At 55.7% G+C, this 16,836-nt stretch carries 18 protein-coding genes; 6 read left to right on the plus strand and 12 right to left on the minus strand.

Features of this window, described 5'->3' with window-relative positions:
• Positions 1-64 precede the first annotated feature (64 nt).
• The 4 genes from ACQG0T_RS15595 to yfbV all read right to left on the minus strand — a co-directional run bounded on the left by ACQG0T_RS15595 (position 65) and on the right by yfbV (position 3,686).
• Positions 65-1,897 (minus strand): SLC13 family permease, encoded by a 1,833-nt coding sequence (locus ACQG0T_RS15595; RefSeq protein WP_045333680.1) that lies wholly within the window; start codon positions 1,895-1,897, stop codon positions 65-67.
• 75 nt (positions 1,898-1,972) lie between these two features.
• Positions 1,973-2,632, minus strand: a complete 660-nt coding sequence (locus ACQG0T_RS15600) for a sugar phosphatase (protein WP_003861463.1) — start codon at positions 2,630-2,632, stop codon at positions 1,973-1,975.
• Positions 2,633-2,643: 11 nt separating this feature from the next.
• A complete protein-coding gene (locus ACQG0T_RS15605; protein ID WP_003861461.1) occupies positions 2,644-3,138 on the minus strand; it encodes a YfbU family protein in 495 nt (164 codons plus the stop codon).
• A gap of 92 nt (positions 3,139-3,230) precedes the next feature.
• Entirely contained in the window at positions 3,231-3,686 is a 456-nt protein-coding gene (gene yfbV, locus ACQG0T_RS15610) for a terminus macrodomain insulation protein YfbV (protein WP_017383434.1), read from the minus strand.
• 336 nt (positions 3,687-4,022) lie between these two features.
• Here yfbV and ackA point away from each other — a divergent pair, with 336 nt between their 5' ends.
• Both ackA and pta read left to right on the plus strand, forming a co-directional pair.
• On the plus strand, positions 4,023-5,225 hold the full coding sequence (gene ackA, locus ACQG0T_RS15615) for an acetate kinase (RefSeq protein WP_015572267.1): 1,203 nt from the start codon (positions 4,023-4,025) through the stop codon (positions 5,223-5,225).
• Between the two features lie 75 nt (positions 5,226-5,300).
• Complete coding sequence (gene pta / locus ACQG0T_RS15620) at positions 5,301-7,442, plus strand: phosphate acetyltransferase (protein ID WP_017693000.1); 2,142 nt, start codon at positions 5,301-5,303, stop codon at positions 7,440-7,442.
• 114 nt (positions 7,443-7,556) lie between these two features.
• Here the strand turns inward: pta and ACQG0T_RS15625 are convergent, their stop codons facing one another.
• From ACQG0T_RS15625 to ACQG0T_RS15645, 5 genes are all read right to left on the minus strand, one after another.
• Positions 7,557-8,510, minus strand: coding sequence for a transketolase family protein (locus tag ACQG0T_RS15625; protein ID WP_015572265.1), 954 nt, complete (start codon positions 8,508-8,510; stop codon positions 7,557-7,559).
• On the minus strand, positions 8,503-9,333 hold the full coding sequence (locus ACQG0T_RS15630) for a transketolase (RefSeq protein WP_017692999.1): 831 nt from the start codon (positions 9,331-9,333) through the stop codon (positions 8,503-8,505). Before ACQG0T_RS15630 ends, ACQG0T_RS15625 begins: the two co-directional genes overlap by 8 nt.
• Entirely contained in the window at positions 9,330-10,721 is a 1,392-nt protein-coding gene (locus tag ACQG0T_RS15635) for a PTS ascorbate transporter subunit IIC (RefSeq protein WP_017383437.1), read from the minus strand. Before ACQG0T_RS15635 ends, ACQG0T_RS15630 begins: the two co-directional genes overlap by 4 nt.
• Positions 10,722-10,742: 21 nt before the next feature.
• Positions 10,743-11,015, minus strand: a complete 273-nt coding sequence (locus tag ACQG0T_RS15640) for a PTS sugar transporter subunit IIB (protein ID WP_003861447.1) — start codon at positions 11,013-11,015, stop codon at positions 10,743-10,745.
• A 79-nt stretch (positions 11,016-11,094) separates the two neighbouring features.
• A complete protein-coding gene (locus tag ACQG0T_RS15645; RefSeq protein ID WP_047365192.1) occupies positions 11,095-11,538 on the minus strand; it encodes a PTS sugar transporter subunit IIA in 444 nt (147 codons plus the stop codon).
• Between the two features lie 236 nt (positions 11,539-11,774).
• Between ACQG0T_RS15645 and ACQG0T_RS15650 the strand changes: the two genes are divergently transcribed.
• Positions 11,775-12,794 carry a LacI family DNA-binding transcriptional regulator gene (locus ACQG0T_RS15650; protein WP_017692998.1) on the plus strand — a complete coding sequence of 340 codons (1,020 nt, stop codon included), beginning with the start codon at positions 11,775-11,777 and terminating at the stop codon, positions 12,792-12,794.
• A gap of 3 nt (positions 12,795-12,797) precedes the next feature.
• Here ACQG0T_RS15650 and yfcD read toward each other — a convergent pair whose 3' ends face one another.
• From yfcD to yfcF, 3 genes are read right to left on the minus strand one after another with little or no spacing between them, the layout of a single operon-like run.
• Positions 12,798-13,364: an NUDIX hydrolase YfcD gene (gene yfcD, locus ACQG0T_RS15655; RefSeq protein ID WP_006811396.1), complete on the minus strand. Its 567-nt coding sequence runs from the start codon at positions 13,362-13,364 to the stop codon at positions 12,798-12,800.
• Between the two features lie 55 nt (positions 13,365-13,419).
• Positions 13,420-13,971 carry a phosphodiesterase gene (gene yfcE / locus ACQG0T_RS15660; RefSeq protein ID WP_017692997.1) on the minus strand — a complete coding sequence of 184 codons (552 nt, stop codon included), beginning with the start codon at positions 13,969-13,971 and terminating at the stop codon, positions 13,420-13,422.
• Positions 13,972-14,027: 56 nt separating this feature from the next.
• Entirely contained in the window at positions 14,028-14,672 is a 645-nt protein-coding gene (gene yfcF / locus ACQG0T_RS15665; RefSeq protein ID WP_271040371.1) for a glutathione transferase, read from the minus strand.
• 140 nt (positions 14,673-14,812) lie between these two features.
• Between yfcF and yfcG the strand changes: the two genes are divergently transcribed.
• The 3 genes from yfcG to ACQG0T_RS15680 all read left to right on the plus strand — a co-directional run bounded on the left by yfcG (position 14,813) and on the right by ACQG0T_RS15680 (position 16,793).
• Positions 14,813-15,442, plus strand: a complete 630-nt coding sequence (yfcG, locus tag ACQG0T_RS15670) for a GSH-dependent disulfide bond oxidoreductase (protein WP_003861434.1) — start codon at positions 14,813-14,815, stop codon at positions 15,440-15,442.
• A gap of 75 nt (positions 15,443-15,517) precedes the next feature.
• Positions 15,518-15,886 (plus strand): dihydroneopterin triphosphate 2'-epimerase, encoded by a 369-nt coding sequence (folX, locus tag ACQG0T_RS15675; RefSeq protein WP_003861432.1) that lies wholly within the window; start codon positions 15,518-15,520, stop codon positions 15,884-15,886.
• A 13-nt stretch (positions 15,887-15,899) separates the two neighbouring features.
• Positions 15,900-16,793: a TIGR01777 family oxidoreductase gene (locus ACQG0T_RS15680; RefSeq protein ID WP_017692995.1), complete on the plus strand. Its 894-nt coding sequence runs from the start codon at positions 15,900-15,902 to the stop codon at positions 16,791-16,793.
• The last annotated feature ends 43 nt before the right edge of the window (positions 16,794-16,836 follow it).

The following is a 16,836-nucleotide window of genomic DNA, read 5'->3' on the forward strand; positions in this document are numbered from 1 at the left end:
CTGCGCTTGCAGGGTCTACGGGGTTGTAGGCCGGGTAAGGCGTAGCCGCCACCCGGCAAAATGCTCAGAACGGAAACAGGACCGGTATCAATACCACGCACACCACCATCACCAGCACGGTGAACGGCACACCCAGCTTCACGAAATCACTGAACCTATAATTCCCGGGCCCCATCACCAGCGTATTGACCGGGGAAGAGACCGGCGTCATAAATGCCGCGGACGCCGCCATCGCAACCATCATCGCAAACGGATACGGCGAAACGCCCATCGATTTTGCCATCGCCAGCGCAATGGGCGCCATCAGCACCGCCGTTGCGGTATTGGAGATGAACAAACCGATGGTGGCACACATGACGAACAGGCAAACCATCATCAGGTACGGACCATATCCCCCGCCCGCGTCCATTAAGCCTTTCACGATCAAATCCACCCCGCCGGTTTTCTGTAGCGCCAGGGCGAAGGGCATCATCCCGACGATGAGAATGATGCTCGGCCAGTGAATCGCTTTGTAAGCGCTTTCGGCGTCAATACAGCGGAATTTGCCCATTAACAGACAGGCGATTATCGCCGCCACCGGGTTAGGGATCTCGTCCGTCAGCATCAGCGCGACCATCAATACCAGGCAAAAAATCGCATGGGGCGCCTGGCTGTGCGCCGGTGATGCATCGTTCTCTTCAATCGGCATATTCAGCACCACAAAATCGCGGCCTTTCTGCCCGAGCTGGCTAATCAGTTTCCAGTTGCCGACCACGAGGAAGATATCCCCCAGCAGGATCGGCTCATCCACCACCGCCCCTTCAAGGGCTACGCCATCGCGCTTCAGGCCCACCACGTTGAGGCCATAGCGGGTACGAAAGCCGATTTCACGCACGGTTTTGCCCAATAACTCCGATTCCGGGATCAGCGACACCTCGGCCATTCCCACATCCAGCGCCTGGTCAGAGAAATACTCGCCGCGCAGGACCATCGGCTCCAGCAGCTGCTCGCTACAAAACTCCCGCAGATCCACGTCCGCGGTGGACATATCAATCAGCAGGACGTCACGCGCGCGAAACTCTGACACCCCGTTCACGTTAACGATCACCCGGCGAAAACGGCGCCAGCGCTCAACCCCGATGACGTTCGCGCCATAGCGTTCGCGTAGCTTAAGGTCATCCAGCCGCTGCCCCACCATGGGCGATCCCGGGCGGATAGCCAGACGTCGGGCACGCCCGGTCAGACGATACTCTTTAATCAGATCGCGGAAAGAGCGCCGCTTCCAGCCCTCTTTGGCTTTATCCTGCTTCTCCCCTTTCAGCGCAAAACGGGTCAATAGCATATAGATAATGCCCATCACCAGTACCACCAGCCCGATCGGCGTAACGCTGAAAAAGCTAAACCCCTCAAGCCCCTCACGGATCAGTTCGCTGTTCACGACGAGGTTCGGCGGCGTCGCGACCAGCGTCATCATGCCGCTGATGAGCCCGGCGAAGCTCAACGGCATCATCAGCCGCGACGGGGAGATCTGCATCCTCATGCAGACGCTCAGCACGACCGGAATAAAGATGGCCACGACGCCCGTAGAGCTCATAAACGCGCCCAGCCCGGCGACCGTCAGCATCAGGTAAATCAGCATTTTGGTTTCGCTGCTGCCCGCCACCTTAACCAACCACGACCCCATCATCGTCGCCACGCCGGTGCGTACCAGCCCGTCGCCAATAATAAACAGGGCGGCAATCAAAATAACGTTGGGATCGCTAAACCCGGAAAAGGCTTCCGGCAGGGAAAGGGTACCGCTCAGAACGAATGCGACAATCACAAACAGGGCGACGGCATCCATGCGCACCTTGCCCGTGGCAAAAAGAATGATGGCGATTAACAGCAGGCTCAGGACCCAAATCAGTTCACCGTTCACAACATGTCCTTGTCAGTGGAGGAGAAGCAATTCTGCCATAAAAAAGCCCCGGTAATGCGGGGCTATATCATGGGATTACATTTTTAGCGAGACGGTTACAACTCCGTCTGACGCCTTCGAGACGTCGATGGCGGTCAGGGTGTTAAGCACGAAATCCGCCTCCTCCAGCCGGGGGGAACCCGCCGGGACGTTAACGGCAATGACGTGGCTTCCGGCGTTCAGCCCGGCCAGCACGCCTGCTGCCGCGTCTTCCACCACCACGCACTCCGCTGGCGCAAGGCCAAGCAGTTCAGCGCCGAGCAGGAACGCATCCGGTTCAGGCTTGCCGCGCTTCACGCGCTCAGCGGTAATGAAGACGTCCGGCGTCGGTAAACCTGCCGCCTTATGACGGGCATGCGCGACGGGAACCGAGCCGGAGGTGACGATAGCCCACGGGATCTGCGCTTCATTCAGGTGCTCAAGCAGTTCACGCGCACCGGGCAGCGCGGTGATGCCTTCGGTATCGGTAGCTTCAATCTGCTCAAGATAGCGGAACTCCGCCTGAATCTCTTCCTCAGAACGTCCCGCAAGGAAGTGCCGCAATGAGGTAATGGCCTGTTTGCCATGGATGAAATTCAGTACGTCCTGATGGTCGATGCCGTGCCGGTCGGCCCAGTGGCACCACGAGCGCTCCACCACCGGTAGCGAATCCACCAGCGTACCGTCCAGATCAAACAGAAAACCTTTACACTGCACACGCACCTCCGTCAGGCATTAATGATTTGTTGAATTTCGTTGCTGCTTAAATGGTACTGACGCGGACAGGCATGCCACGCGCTCAGCATACGTTGATACTTATCCCACATCGGGGTCTGGGCGTTGAAGCCATGCGTACCCGCATCAAAATGGGTGTAACGCCCTTCGGTATTCACCATAAAGCGTACATAGCTCAGATAGCGCGCTTCCGTCGCGGCATCAAAGCCCAGGAACGTCACGCGGCGCTCGTCAATGGTCTGCTGGTCCTTCAGATTGGTCCAGGACACATGCAGCGCATGGTACATCTCCATGATGTCGATAACGATACGGCAGGTTTCCTCTTTCAGTTCGCCAAATTCGCGATCCAGTTCGCGCATCTGCAAGCCAAAACCACGTTCAACAATGGTTTGCAGGCGGCTGTAGCGCGCAGCGTTATCGGGATCAAGCATAGTCATCATCTTGTACTGGTTAGACAAAATCAGACGTTGAGCATGGGTCATTTCCATCTTTCGACTCCTGTAGCGCATTGCACTGTAAAAAAAAGACACGGTAACTGATTGTTACTGTGCCTTCTTTTGGTCGTCGTTTCGATGATCAATCACAAGTCATCGAGGAATGTTTTATCAAGCTGTTTAAACGCACGCTTGAGGGTATCCGCCAGCGCCTGATAGTCTGGCTTGCCTTCAACCGGCGCCAGCGCCTGGCCCGCCTCCTCCAGTTTTCCACGCACTTCATAAAACCAGTGTAAAACAGAAGGCGGAAGTGGCGTGACGGAACGTTTGCCTAACCACCATAGCCCCTGCATCGGCAGGCTTAAAGCAAAAAGCGCCGTCGCGACGGCAGGGCCAAGCTGTCCACCTAACGCTATCTGCCAGCACAGGGTAAAAACGGCAATCGGGGGCATAAAGCGAATCGCATAGCGCGTGGCGCGAATAGTGCGATTTTCAATAAACATGGGCGCGAGGCGCTTTTCCATCGGCCATGTCTTTGCGTAATGCTGTCCCCGACGAAACAGACTAAAAAAGTTCACGGACGGGATTTCGGGTGTCGACATGGCTGTACCTCAACTTCACATATAAAAATTAAAATTTTCGTGCAAAACCACAACAGGCTATGACAACGTTCAAAATATTTTGTCATCGCTACCCCGTATCGGGTATCCTGTGCCAGCCTGATAGGGCCGTAGACGATAAGCGTTAACTCGTCAAATTATCGCATATTATGCCATTGTCTGAAAAATGTTCAAAATGGCTTAAAATCATAGGTATTTCTTCCATCCTGCCAGAATGTTTGTTTGGCATGATGTTAATCATAAATGTCTGGGTCAGCATGCGTTACGCTTTTAGACTCACTGACGTTTTTTAGCCACGTATCAATAATAGGTACTTCCATGTCGAGTAAGTTAGTACTGGTTCTGAACTGCGGTAGCTCCTCACTGAAATTCGCCATCATCGATGCGCTCAACGGTGACGAGTACCTCTCTGGTTTGGCCGAATGTTTCCATCTGCCTGAAGCACGTATCAAGTGGAAGATGGACGGCAGCAAACAAGAAGCGGCTTTAGGTGCAGGCGCCGCTCACAGTGAAGCGCTGAACTTTATCGTTAACACTATTCTGGCACAAAAACCAGAACTGTCTGCTCAGCTGACCGCAATTGGTCACCGTATCGTCCACGGCGGCGAAAAATACACCAGTTCCGTGGTAATCGACGACTCCGTGATCCAGGGTATCAAAGACTCTGCGTCTTTCGCACCGCTGCATAACCCGGCTCACCTGATCGGTATCGCTGAAGCACTGAAATCCTTCCCGAGTCTGAAAGACAAAAACGTGGCCGTGTTTGATACCGCGTTCCATCAGACCATGCCGGAAGAGTCTTACCTCTATGCCCTGCCATACAGCCTGTACAAAGAGCACGGCGTCCGTCGTTACGGCGCCCACGGCACCAGCCACTTCTATGTGACTCAGGAAGCCGCAAAAGTGCTGAACAAGCCGGTTGAAGAAGTCAACATCATCACCTGCCACCTGGGTAACGGTGGTTCTGTTTCCGCTATCCGCAACGGTAAGTGTGTTGACACCTCTATGGGTCTGACCCCGCTGGAAGGTCTGGTGATGGGTACCCGTTCCGGTGATATCGACCCGGCGATCATCTTCCACCTGCACGACACCCTGGGCATGAGCGTTGACGATATCAACAAAATGCTGACCAAAGAGTCTGGCCTGCTGGGCCTGACCGAGGTCACCAGCGACTGCCGTTACGTTGAAGACAACTACGCAGAAAAAGCTGACGCTAAACGTGCAATGGACGTTTATTGCCACCGTCTGGCGAAGTACATCGGTTCTTACACCGCGCTGATGGAAGGCCGTCTGGATGCTGTTATCTTCACCGGCGGTATCGGTGAGAACGCGGCAATGGTACGTGAACTGTCCCTGGGCAAACTGGGCGTTCTGGGCTTCGAAGTTGATCATGAGCGTAACCTGGCTGCCCGCTTCGGCAAGTCTGGCTTCATCAACAAAGAAGGCACCCGCCCTGCTATCGTTATCCCAACTAACGAAGAGCTGGTCATCGCGCAAGACGCGCACCGCCTGACTGCCTGATTCCACACCGCCAGCAATGCTGGCGGTGCTGTTTTGTAACCCGCCCAACGCGGCGGTAACGAAAGAGGATAAACCGTGTCCCGTACTATTATGCTGATCCCTACCGGAACCAGCGTCGGCCTGACCAGCGTCAGCCTCGGCGTGATCCGCGCTATGGAACGCAAAGGCGTTCGTCTGAGCGTCTTTAAGCCTATCGCCCAGCCACGTGCCGGTGGCGATGCGCCAGACCAGACCACCACCATCGTTCGCAAGAACTCCAATCTGCCAGCGGCTGAACCGCTGAAGATGAGCCACGTTGAATCTCTGCTCTCCAGCAACCAGAAAGACGTGCTGATGGAAGAGATCATTGCCAACTACCACGCAAACGCGCAGGACGCGGAAGTGGTGCTGGTTGAAGGCCTGGTCCCGACCCGTAAACACCAGTTTGCCCAGTCTCTGAACTTTGAAATCGCGAAAACCCTGAACGCAGAGATCGTTTTCGTGATGTCTCAGGGCACGGATACCCCAGAGCAGCTGAAAGAGCGTATCGAACTGACGCGCAGCAGCTTCGGCGGTGCGAAAAACACCAGCATCACCGGCGTGATTGTTAACAAGCTGAACGCGCCAGTAGATGAGCAGGGCCGTACGCGTCCTGACCTGTCCGAAATTTTTGACGACTCTTCCAAAGCGAAAGTCATCAAAGTTGACCCGGCTAAGTTGCAGGATTCCAGCCCGCTGCCTGTTCTGGGCGCGGTGCCATGGAGCTTCGATCTGATTGCCACCCGTGCAATTGATATGGCGCGTCACCTGAACGCCACCGTGATCAACGAAGGCGATATCAACACCCGCCGCGTGAAGTCCGTAACTTTCTGCGCACGTAGCATTCCACACATGCTGGAGCACTTCCGTGCAGGTTCCCTGCTGGTAACCTCCGCAGACCGTCCGGACGTGCTGGTTGCAGCCTGTCTGGCCGCGATGAACGGCGTGGAGATCGGCGCGATCCTGCTGACCGGTGCCTACGAGATGGACCCACGCGTAAGCAAGCTGTGCGAACGTGCGTTCGCCACTGGCCTGCCAGTCTTCATGGTGAACACCAACACCTGGCAGACCTCCCTGAGCCTGCAAAGCTTCAACCTCGAAGTGCCGGTTGATGACCACGAGCGTATCGAGAAAGTTCAGGAATACGTTGCGGGCTACATCAACGCAGACTGGATCGAATCCCTGACGGCGACCTCCGAGCGCAGCCGTCGTCTGTCTCCTCCAGCCTTCCGTTACCAGCTGACCGAGCTGGCGCGTAAAGCGGGCAAACGCGTGGTTCTGCCAGAAGGCGACGAACCACGTACCGTTAAAGCGGCTGCCATCTGTGCAGAGCGCGGTATCGCGACCTGTGTGCTGCTGGGTAACCCGGATGAGATCAACCGCGTTGCGGCGTCTCAGGGCGTTGAGCTCGGCGCGGGCATCGAAATCGTTGATCCTGACGTGGTCCGCGAAAGCTACGTTGCCCGTCTGGTTGAGCTGCGTAAGAACAAAGGCATGACCGAAGCCGTTGCGCGTGAGCAGCTGGAAGACAACGTGGTGCTGGGTACGCTGATGCTGGAGCAGGACGAAGTTGACGGTCTGGTTTCCGGTGCGGTTCACACCACCGCGAACACCATCCGTCCACCGTTGCAGCTGATCAAAACCGCACCGGGCAGCTCTCTGGTCTCCTCCGTGTTCTTCATGCTGCTGCCTGAACAGGTTTACGTTTACGGCGACTGCGCGATCAACCCGGACCCAACCGCAGAGCAGCTGGCAGAAATCGCTATCCAGTCTGCGGACTCCGCAACGGCCTTCGGTATCGAACCGCGCGTCGCGATGCTCTCCTACTCCACCGGTACCTCTGGTGCAGGTAGTGACGTAGAGAAAGTCCGTGAAGCAACCCGCATTGCACAGGAAAAACGTCCGGATCTGATGATCGACGGCCCGCTCCAGTACGATGCCGCGGTAATGGCTGATGTGGCGAAATCCAAAGCGCCGAACTCGCCGGTTGCAGGTCGCGCTACCGTGTTCATCTTCCCGGATCTGAACACCGGTAACACCACCTATAAAGCGGTACAGCGTTCAGCAGACCTGATCTCCATCGGGCCAATGCTGCAAGGCATGCGCAAACCTGTGAACGACCTGTCCCGTGGTGCGCTGGTTGACGATATCGTCTACACCATCGCGCTGACCGCGATTCAGTCTTCCCAGCAGCAGTAATTGTAAGGTCTTGCCGGATGGCGCTTCGCTTATCCGGCCTACAGGACCTTAGGCCCGGTAAGCGCGAGCGCCACCGGGCAACAAAAAGGCGACCACAAATGGTCGCCTTTTTTATTACAGCAACTCTCGCGCCGCCGACACAATGTCATGTGCCGTCAGGCCATACTCCTTTTGCAAGAAGTCCTGCGTGCCCACCTGACCATATCGTTCCTTCACCCCCACCCGCCGCATAGGCACCGGACAGGTTTCCACCAGCACTTCCGCCACCGCCGACCCCAGCCCGTTGTGAATGCTGTGGTTTTCGCAGGTCACAATACGCCCGGTTTTCTCGGCATAGTTTTTCACCAGCATCCGATCGATAGGCTTCAGGGTAAACATGTCGATGACCGCTGCGCTTACCCCCTCCTGCTCCAGCTGGCGCGCCGCCTCCAGCGCTTCCGCCACCATAATGCCGTTAGCAATCAGGGTAATATCGGTTCCCTCGCGCAGCACGTTGCCCTTGCCGATGGTGAAGGTTGACCCCGGGGCATACACGCTCGGGGCCTGTTTACGGATGGTTCTTACCCAGTAGAAGCCTTCCAGGTCGATGAGCTGACGCAGCACATCTTCGAACATCACCGCATCGGTCACCTCCAGCACCACTGAATGCGCCAGACCGCGCACGATGCCCATATCCTCAAAAGACATATGCGTCCCGCCGTTGTGGCAGGCCGTCACGCCCGCATCCGAGGCAATCACCTTCACGTTATTGCGCTGGTAGTCCAGGGACATAAACAGCTGGTCGAAGCAGCGACGGCTGGCAAAGGCGGTAAAGGTATGGACGAACGGCTTACGTCCGGTGAGCGACAGCCCGGCGGCCGTCCCAATCACGTTGGCCTCCATAATGCCGCAGTTGATAACGTGCTGTGGATAATCACGCGCTACGCCGTCCATCGCCATCGAACTCATCAGATCCGCTTCGAGCGCAATGATCTCGCTCCCGGCCTCAATCTGTTTTGCCACAAAACCCGCGTAGACCTTACGCATCTCAACGGCATCTTTCTGTCCTGTCGGTGCAACCTTAATCATGTGAAGCCTCCAGTTGGCGAATCGTCTCGTTAAGCGCCGCTTTGCTCTCCTCGGTTAATCGCAGGTGATGCGAGTTGCTGAGCTGTTCCAGATATGGCACCCCCTGCCCTTTGATGCTGTCGAGGATCACCACCCGCGGACGCGCATCGGCCTCAGGGATCGGCTCGGTCACCTCCAGCAGCGCCGGAATGTCATCCCCTTTCACCGTCACCACGTCAAAACCAAAGGCGCGGAATTTGCCTTCCAGGTCGAAGGCGCTGATGATTTCGTCCAGCTCGCCGTCGAGCTGCTGTTTGTTCCAGTCCACGAATACCGTCAGGTTGTTCAGTCGATGGTGAGCGATAAACTGGAAGGCTTCCCAGCACTGCCCTTCATTCAGTTCTCCGTCGCCAACGATGCAAAACACCCGGTTTGGCCTTCCTGCCAGCTTGTGCGACAGCGCCATGCCGCCAGCGATGGAGATCCCCTGCCCCAGTGAACCGGTGGTGGCATCCACGCCGCGTGTTTTCAGGCGATCCGGGTGACTTGGCAGACGCGTCCCGTTCTGGTTCAGCGTGCTCAGCTCTTCAATCGGGAAGTAGCCCTTAATCGCCAGCGTGCTGTACAGCGCCGGCCCCGCATGGCCTTTCGACAGCACAAAGTAATCGCGCTCTGGCCAGTCCGGATCGGCCGGGTCAATTTTCATCACCGCGCCGTACAGAACGGCCAGCGTTTCAACGACTGACATGCTGCCGCCGTAGTGACCAAAACCCAGCTGCGTAAGGGATTTCAGCGTCTCAAGGCGGATCTGACGCGCCAGGTCGGTTATTTCATTCTCATTCATGATTTGGCTCCGGGGTTTTCCTGCGCGTTACCGCTGGCAGGTTTGTTTTTAGCGAAGACGTTGTAGGCCACCAGCAGCGCGAACAACACAACAACCAGTCCGGTGATGGCAAGCGGCGACAGGAAGCGTGCCAGGTTGCCCAGCACAATCCCGACCGCACCAAAATCAGCGTCCGAGAAGGTCGTATTCGCAAAGCCAATTGCGCCCAGAACAGGCAGCAGCAGGACCGGCAGGAAGGTGATCAGCAGGCCGTTAGCAAAGGCGCCAATCATTGCCCCGCGGCGTCCACCGGTGGCGTTACCGAACACGCCCGCCGTTGCGCCGGTGAAGAAGTGCGGCACAACGCCCGGGAGGATCAGCACCCAGCTAAACTGACCGCAGATGAACAACCCAACAATCCCGCCGAGGAAGCTAAACAGGAAGCCAATCAGCACCGCGTTTGGCGCATACGGGTAGACTACCGGGCAGTCCAGCGCAGGCCGCGCATTGGGCACCAGTTTTTCCGAGAAGCCGGTAAAGGCCGGGACGATTTCCGCCAGAATCAGGCGCACGCCCTGCAAGATGATGAACACGCCTGCCGCGAAGGTGATGGCCATAATGATGGCGTACACCAGGTAGTTCTGGCCGCCGCTGAAGGTGGCCTCCACGTACTCACGTCCGGCGCTCACCGCCATGATCAGGTAGATAATCATCATGGTCAGGGAGATGGAGATTGAACTGTCACGCAGGAAGCTAAGGTTCTTCGGCAGGTTCATCTCTTCGGTGGAGCGCGAGCCTTTCCCGACCTTGCTGCCAATCCAGCCGGACAGCACGTAGCCCAGCGTGCCGAAATGACCGAAGGCGATCTCATCGTTGCCGGTAATACGCTTCATATAGCGCTGCGCAATCGCCGGGAAGAAGGCCATAATCAGGCCGAGGATCAACGAACCGGTAAAGACCAGCCCGACCCCCTCGAAGCCTGCAACCGTCAGGATCACGCCGATCATGCATGCCATGTAGAAGGTGTGATGCCCGGTGAGGAAGATGTATTTCAGGCGGGTAAAGCGCGCAACAATAATATTCGCCACCATCCCGAAGGCCATAATGAGCGCGGTGGAAGCGCCATATTTCTCCAGGGCAATCGATACAATAGCTTCATTGTTTGGAATAATGCCCTGAATATTAAAGGCGTGCTCAAACATACCGCCGAGCGGATTTAAAGAGCCCACCAGCACAGTTGCGCCGCCGCCCAGTACAATAAAGCCGAGAATGGTTTTAATTGTGCCTTTTACCACATCCGAAAAGGCTTTTTTCTGCGCCACAAGACCAATCAGAGCAATTAAACCTACCAGCACTGAAGGGACTTTTAAAATATCAACAACGAAATTCAGCGTTTCAAGGATAAACATATCCACCTCGCCTTATCAGGATTATTGTCTTTCGAACCAGGCGCGCAGCTGCGCTTCGAGTTCGTTGATATCGATGATATTGTTGATTACCACCAGCTGGCTTTCCGGCACGCTGGCGCTGGCGGCAATGTCTTTCGCCATTACAAACAGGTCCGCCGCGCCCGGCGTGGCCGAGGAGAGATCGGAGTGTTCAACCTCGGCCTCAATTTCCAGTTTTTTGAGCACCTTTTTAATATTCATTTCGACCATAAAACTGCTGCCCAGGCCGGAGCCGCAAATAGCCATGATTTTCATTGTTATCCCCTTTTTTGAGTAGAGTACGCCCCATCACGCTGACGCGTAATGTTGAGATGAATCGGATTAAATAATTAAATCAGAAGCGATCGATAACGGTTTTTATCTCCTCCAGCGTATTCGCCCGATGTAATTCAGCCATATCTTCGTCGCTGGAAAATAATTCCGCTAAGGCTGAGATCATTTCGATATGGCTATGCTTGTCCGGTGCCGCCAGCATCACAATCACATCGACGGGGTCAAACTCACCGGCACCAAAAGAGACGCCCTGTTTTAGTTTTAATAATGACAGGCCAAGTCCTTTCGCCCCTTCTTCCGGTCGCGCATGTGGCATTGCCAGCCCTGGAGCCAGCACATAGTAGGGACCTAACGTCTGGTGCTGCTCGATGATAGCCGTGACATATTCCGGCGCAATGACCTGCAAATGCAGCAGCGGTTTCGCGCACAGTTCCAGCGCCTGGGGCCAGCTTTCAACGCTATCCTGTAGGATGATGGTTGTATCATATATCCACTTTTTGAGCATTTTTCACTCCCGCTAAAGACCAGACATGGGCAAACTCTATTCAACCCATCAATCAATGACTGCGATCGCGATCACAAAGATAGCGCTACCAACGACTAACATGCAGAACTGTGATAGCGCTATCAAATTGCTATCATGGTGCGAAATCACAGCAAAAAAAGGGATTTAAGGCGTATACTGCCTGTCACGTAAAATGAAGGATGAAACTGAATCGCGTCCTGTCAGCAGGAAGATGTATGTCTTTAACCCGAAAACGGCGCAGTACCGGAAAAGTAACGCTCGCGGATGTCGCACAGCTTGCCGGCGTAGGCACGATGACTGTTTCCCGTGCCCTCCGCACGCCCGAACAGGTTTCCGATAAACTGCGTGAAAAAATTGAAGCCGCGGTGCAGGAGCTGGGTTATATGCCCAATCTTGCCGCCAGCGCACTGGCATCGGCGTCGTCATGGACGATCGCGATGGTAGTTCCCAATCTTTCCGAAGCTGGCTGTTCCGAGATGTTCGCCGGGCTACAGCAGGTGCTCCAGCCAGCCGGATATCAGATCATGCTGGCTGAATCTCAGCATCGTCTTGAACAGGAAGAGAAACTGCTCGAAACGCTGCTGGCCTCGAATATCGCCGCGGCGATACTGCTCAGCGTCGAGCACTCCGATACCGTACGCCACTGGCTGAAAAACGCCTCTATCCCGGTGATGGAAATGGGTGCAATGCGTGCCGATCCGATTGATATGAATATCGGGATTGATAACGTCGCCGCCATGTATGAACTTACCGAGATGGTGATTCAGCGTGGCTACCAGAATATCGGCCTGCTGTGCGCTAACCAGGAGCAGTGGATTTTTCAGCAGCATTTGCAGGGTTGGTACAAGGCGATGCTGCGCCACCACCTGTCGCCGAACAGAGTGATTAATGCCGCCATGCCGCCGAACTTCTCCACCGGCGCGGCACAACTGCCAGAGTTCCTGCTGGCGTGGCCGGAACTGGATGCGCTGGTGTGCGTATCAGATGAACTGGCCTGCGGCGCGCTGTATGAGTGCCAGCGTCGACGCATCAAAGTGCCGGACGATTTAGCGGTCGTGGGCTTTGGTGACAGCGACGTCAGCCGCGTCTGTCAGCCGCCGCTGACAACGATGGCAGTACCGCATCGCAAGATTGGGATTGAAGCCGGGAAAGCGTTACTGGAACGTCTGAATGACGGAGACTGGCGCGATCATAAACCCATCGCGTCCAGCCTGTGTATGCGGGAAAGCTGTTAAGGCTTACTCAGCCTCTTCCTCTTTTTCCGCCTTATTTTCCGGTTTAGCGGATTCGTTTTTGGCGTTGCGGGTCATCCACAGCGCCAGTGCTTTAAGGGAATCTGGCGTGAACTCGTCGCAACGCGCGGTGATCTCTTCCGGCGTCATCCAGCACACTTCGCTCACTTCCTCTTCCTGCAAGGCGAAAGGTCCGTGGGAAACGCAGCTAAACAGCCCGCCCCAGACGCGACAATGTTCATCTTCGAAATAAAATTGCCCGTGCTCGGCAAACGGCACGCCAGCGATACCTAACTCTTCTTCCGCTTCACGACGCGCGGAATCCAGCAATACTTCATCGGCCTGCACAACGCCACCCGCTGTGGCATCCAGCATACCAGGAAGAAAATCTTTGGTGTCGGTGCGACGCTGGACCAGAATCTTGCCCATGCCGTCATGAACAACGATGTACGTCGCGCGGTGACGCAGACGCTCCGCACGCATTTGTTCGCGGCTGGCCTGCGCGATCACTTCATTCTCTTCGCTGACAATGTCAACCCACTCAGTACTTGCCAAATGATTCTGCTCCACCATCGGGAAACCTTCTCGTCTAAGCGCTCTTTCGGCGCGTTTGCAGTTGTGGTGTAACTTACGGATTAATCGCTATCTGCGCAATAACTTGCTGATCATTAAGTGCGATAACGCTTAATGTCCCGTCTTCATACATGCCGTAGCTTGCCGGATTGCCGCCTTTAGGAATGCTGACAGACCCGGGATTAAAGTGATAAAACGCCCCGCGTTTTTCCGCCACCGGAATATGAGTATGACCATAAACCAGGACATCGCCAGCGGCGAGTGACGGCAGGTTATCCGGGCCGAACAGGTGCCCGTGGGTCAGGAACAAACGGCTGTTTTCCATCAACACCTGTTGCCAGGGAGCGGTGATGGGAAAATGCAGCAGCATCTGGTCAACTTCGCTGTCACAGTTGCCGCGAACGGCGATAATGCGCGAGGCAAAATGATTAAGTTTTTCCGCCACCTGCGCGGGAGCGTAGCCTTCCGGCAACGCATTGCGTGGGCCGTGGTTTAACACGTCGCCCAGGATCACCAGCCATTGCGCTCCGCTTTGGGCGAACAGAGAAAGCACGCGTTCGGTCGCGGGCAGCGATCCATGAATATCCGACGCAAACATCAGTTTCATCAGTTACTCCTCAGGAATTCAGACTGCCCCTATCATACCTCAAGCGCCCCGTCTTATCAGCCCGCGCGCTTAGCAGAGAGTGCCAGATAGCGCTGTACCGACGCGCGTTGCCACTGGAATGTGGCGTAATCCACCAGCAGCTGTGGGACGTCATCGCCATTGAGGATCAAGCGATTGAGCATCAGCGCCAGATCGGTGTCGGCAATACACCACTCGCCAAACAGGTTGGGGTTACCCTGCGCCAGCAGCGATGAGGCAGTTTCGATCAGCTTCCGGGCGCTGGATAAGCCTTCCTCGCTGAGGGCGGGCTTTTTGACGCCAGCGAACACCACGTCCGTAGAGCGTTCTGTGCGAATCGGCACCAGGTCGCTACGCAGCCATGCCTGGATCTGGCGAGCGCGGGCGCGCTTTTGCAGATCGTGAGGATAGATGCGTTCCCACTCTGGCGGGGCAAAGCGTTCCTCAAGATACTCGTCAATCGCCGAGGATTCACTCAACTCAAAACCGTCGATCTCCAGCACAGGGACTCGGCGAGTGAGCGCGTAGCCCTGCCACTGGGGCTTCAGATGTTCGCCGCTGTCCAGGTCGACGGTTTTCAGACTAAAAGTAAGCCCCTTTTCTGCCAGCGCCACATAAACGCTCATGACATAAGGAGAAAAAAAGTTCGCATCGGACCACAACGTTATTACAGGCTGGCTCATAACATCCTCATCGGCTGATCGGTTTTCACTCAACATATAATCTCTTTGCCTCGCTGTCACTTGATGAAAACTCACGATTTACAACAAGCACCTATACTGATTTTTTATGGCAACACTATTCGCACTGACAGGAGTTGAGAATGATAGATCTCTATTATGCCCCCACCCCTAATGGCCATAAGATCACCCTCTTTCTCGAAGAAGCCGAAGTGGACTACCGGATCATTCGCGTGGATATCAGTAAAGGCGACCAGTTCCGCCCCGTTTTTCTGGCCATATCGCCCAACAATAAAATTCCGGCCATCATTGATAACCTGCCTTCTGACGGCGGCAAACCGTTAAGCCTGTTTGAGTCTGGAGAGATTTTGCTCTATCTGGCAGAGAAAACCGGCAAGCTCCTGAGCGGTGAATTGCGCGAGCGTCATCACACGCTGCAATGGTTATTCTGGCAGTCGAGCGGCCTGGGGCCAATGCTGGGGCAGAATCACCACTTTACCGCCTATGCGCCGCAGACGATCCCTTACGCCATTGAGCGATATCAGGTCGAAACCCAGCGCCTGTACGGGGTCCTGAACCGTCGGCTGGAAAAATCACCGTGGCTGGGAGGTGAGCATTACAGCATTGCAGATATCGCCTGCTGGCCGTGGATTAACACCCATGAACGCCACCGGATCGATCTGGCCACTTATCCGGCAGTGAACAACTGGTTTGAGCGCATCCGGACGCGCCCGGCCACCGAACGCGCCATGCAAAAAATCCATCAGATTTGAGCCTGCGCCCCGTTGGGTGCAGGTGTTTTCCTCATGTATGATGAGGTGAAAATACTGACACGGAGAAGACCTGCAATGTCCCAGCATGACGCTATTATTCGTATAAAAAACTTACGCTTACGCACGTTCATTGGTATCAAAGAGGAGGAGATCGCGAATCGCCAGGATATCGTGGTGAATGTAGTGATCCACTACCCGGCAGACAAGGCGCGTGCCAGCGAGGACATCAATGACGCGCTGAACTATCGCACGATCACCAAAAGCATCATCCAGTACGTTGAGAACAACCGTTTTGCGCTACTGGAAAAATTAACTCAGGATGTGCTCGACATCGCACGCGAACACCACTGGGTCACTTATGCTGAAGTGGAGATCGATAAACTTCACGCCCTGCGCTACGCCGACTCCGTCTCCATGACGTTAAGCTGGCAGCGCCAGGCGTAAACCTGGAGGTTGTATGAAGATCCTGCTCACCGGCGGTACGGGCCTGATTGGTCGCCATCTCATTCCACGTTTGCAGGCGTTGCATCACGACATTACCGTGGTCACGCGCAGCCCGGAGAAAGCGCGCCAGGTGCTGGGCGCCGGCGTTGAGATCTGGAAAGGCCTGGCGGAAAGGCAGGATCTGAACGGCTTTGACGCCGTCATCAACCTTGCTGGCGAACCTATCGCCGATAAACGCTGGACCGAAGAGCAAAAACAGCGTTTATGCAGCAGCCGCTGGAACATGACCGAAAGGCTGGTTGAGCTGATTCGCAACAGCGAGACGCCGCCTTCGGTGCTGATTTCCGGCTCTGCTACAGGCTACTATGGCGATCTCGGTGAAGTGGTGGTGACCGAAGAGGAGCCGCCGCACAACGAGTTTACCCATAAACTCTGCGCCCAGTGGGAGCGCATCGCCTGCGCGGCGCAAAGCGATCGTACCCGCGTCTGCCTGCTGCGCACCGGCGTGGTACTTGCGCCGAAGGGCGGTATTCTCGGTAAAATGCTGCCGCCGTTTAAAATGGGGCTTGGCGGGCCCATCGGCAATGGTCGTCAGTATCTGGCGTGGATCCATATCGAGGATATGGTCAACGGCATTCTCTGGCTGCTAGATAACGATCTGCGCGGGCCATTTAACATGGTATCGCCTTACCCCGTACGTAATGAACAATTTGCTCATGCCCTGGGGCATGCCCTGCATCGCCCGGCGGTGCTGCGCGTGCCTGCAACGGCGATTCGTCTGTTGATGGGTGAGTCTTCGGTGCTGGTGCTGGGCGGGCAACGCGCGCTGCCAAAACGGCTGGAAGCGGCCGGGTTCACGTTCCGCTGGTATGACCTGGAAGAGGCGCTGGGGGATGTGGTGCAGTGAATATGTTAGAGTTATACGCCATGTCTGGATGAGATGGCGTAAC

The organism is Enterobacter cloacae complex sp. 302F9, assembly GCF_050030335.1.
GTDB classification, from domain to species: Bacteria; Pseudomonadota; Gammaproteobacteria; order Enterobacterales; family Enterobacteriaceae; genus Enterobacter; species Enterobacter hormaechei_C.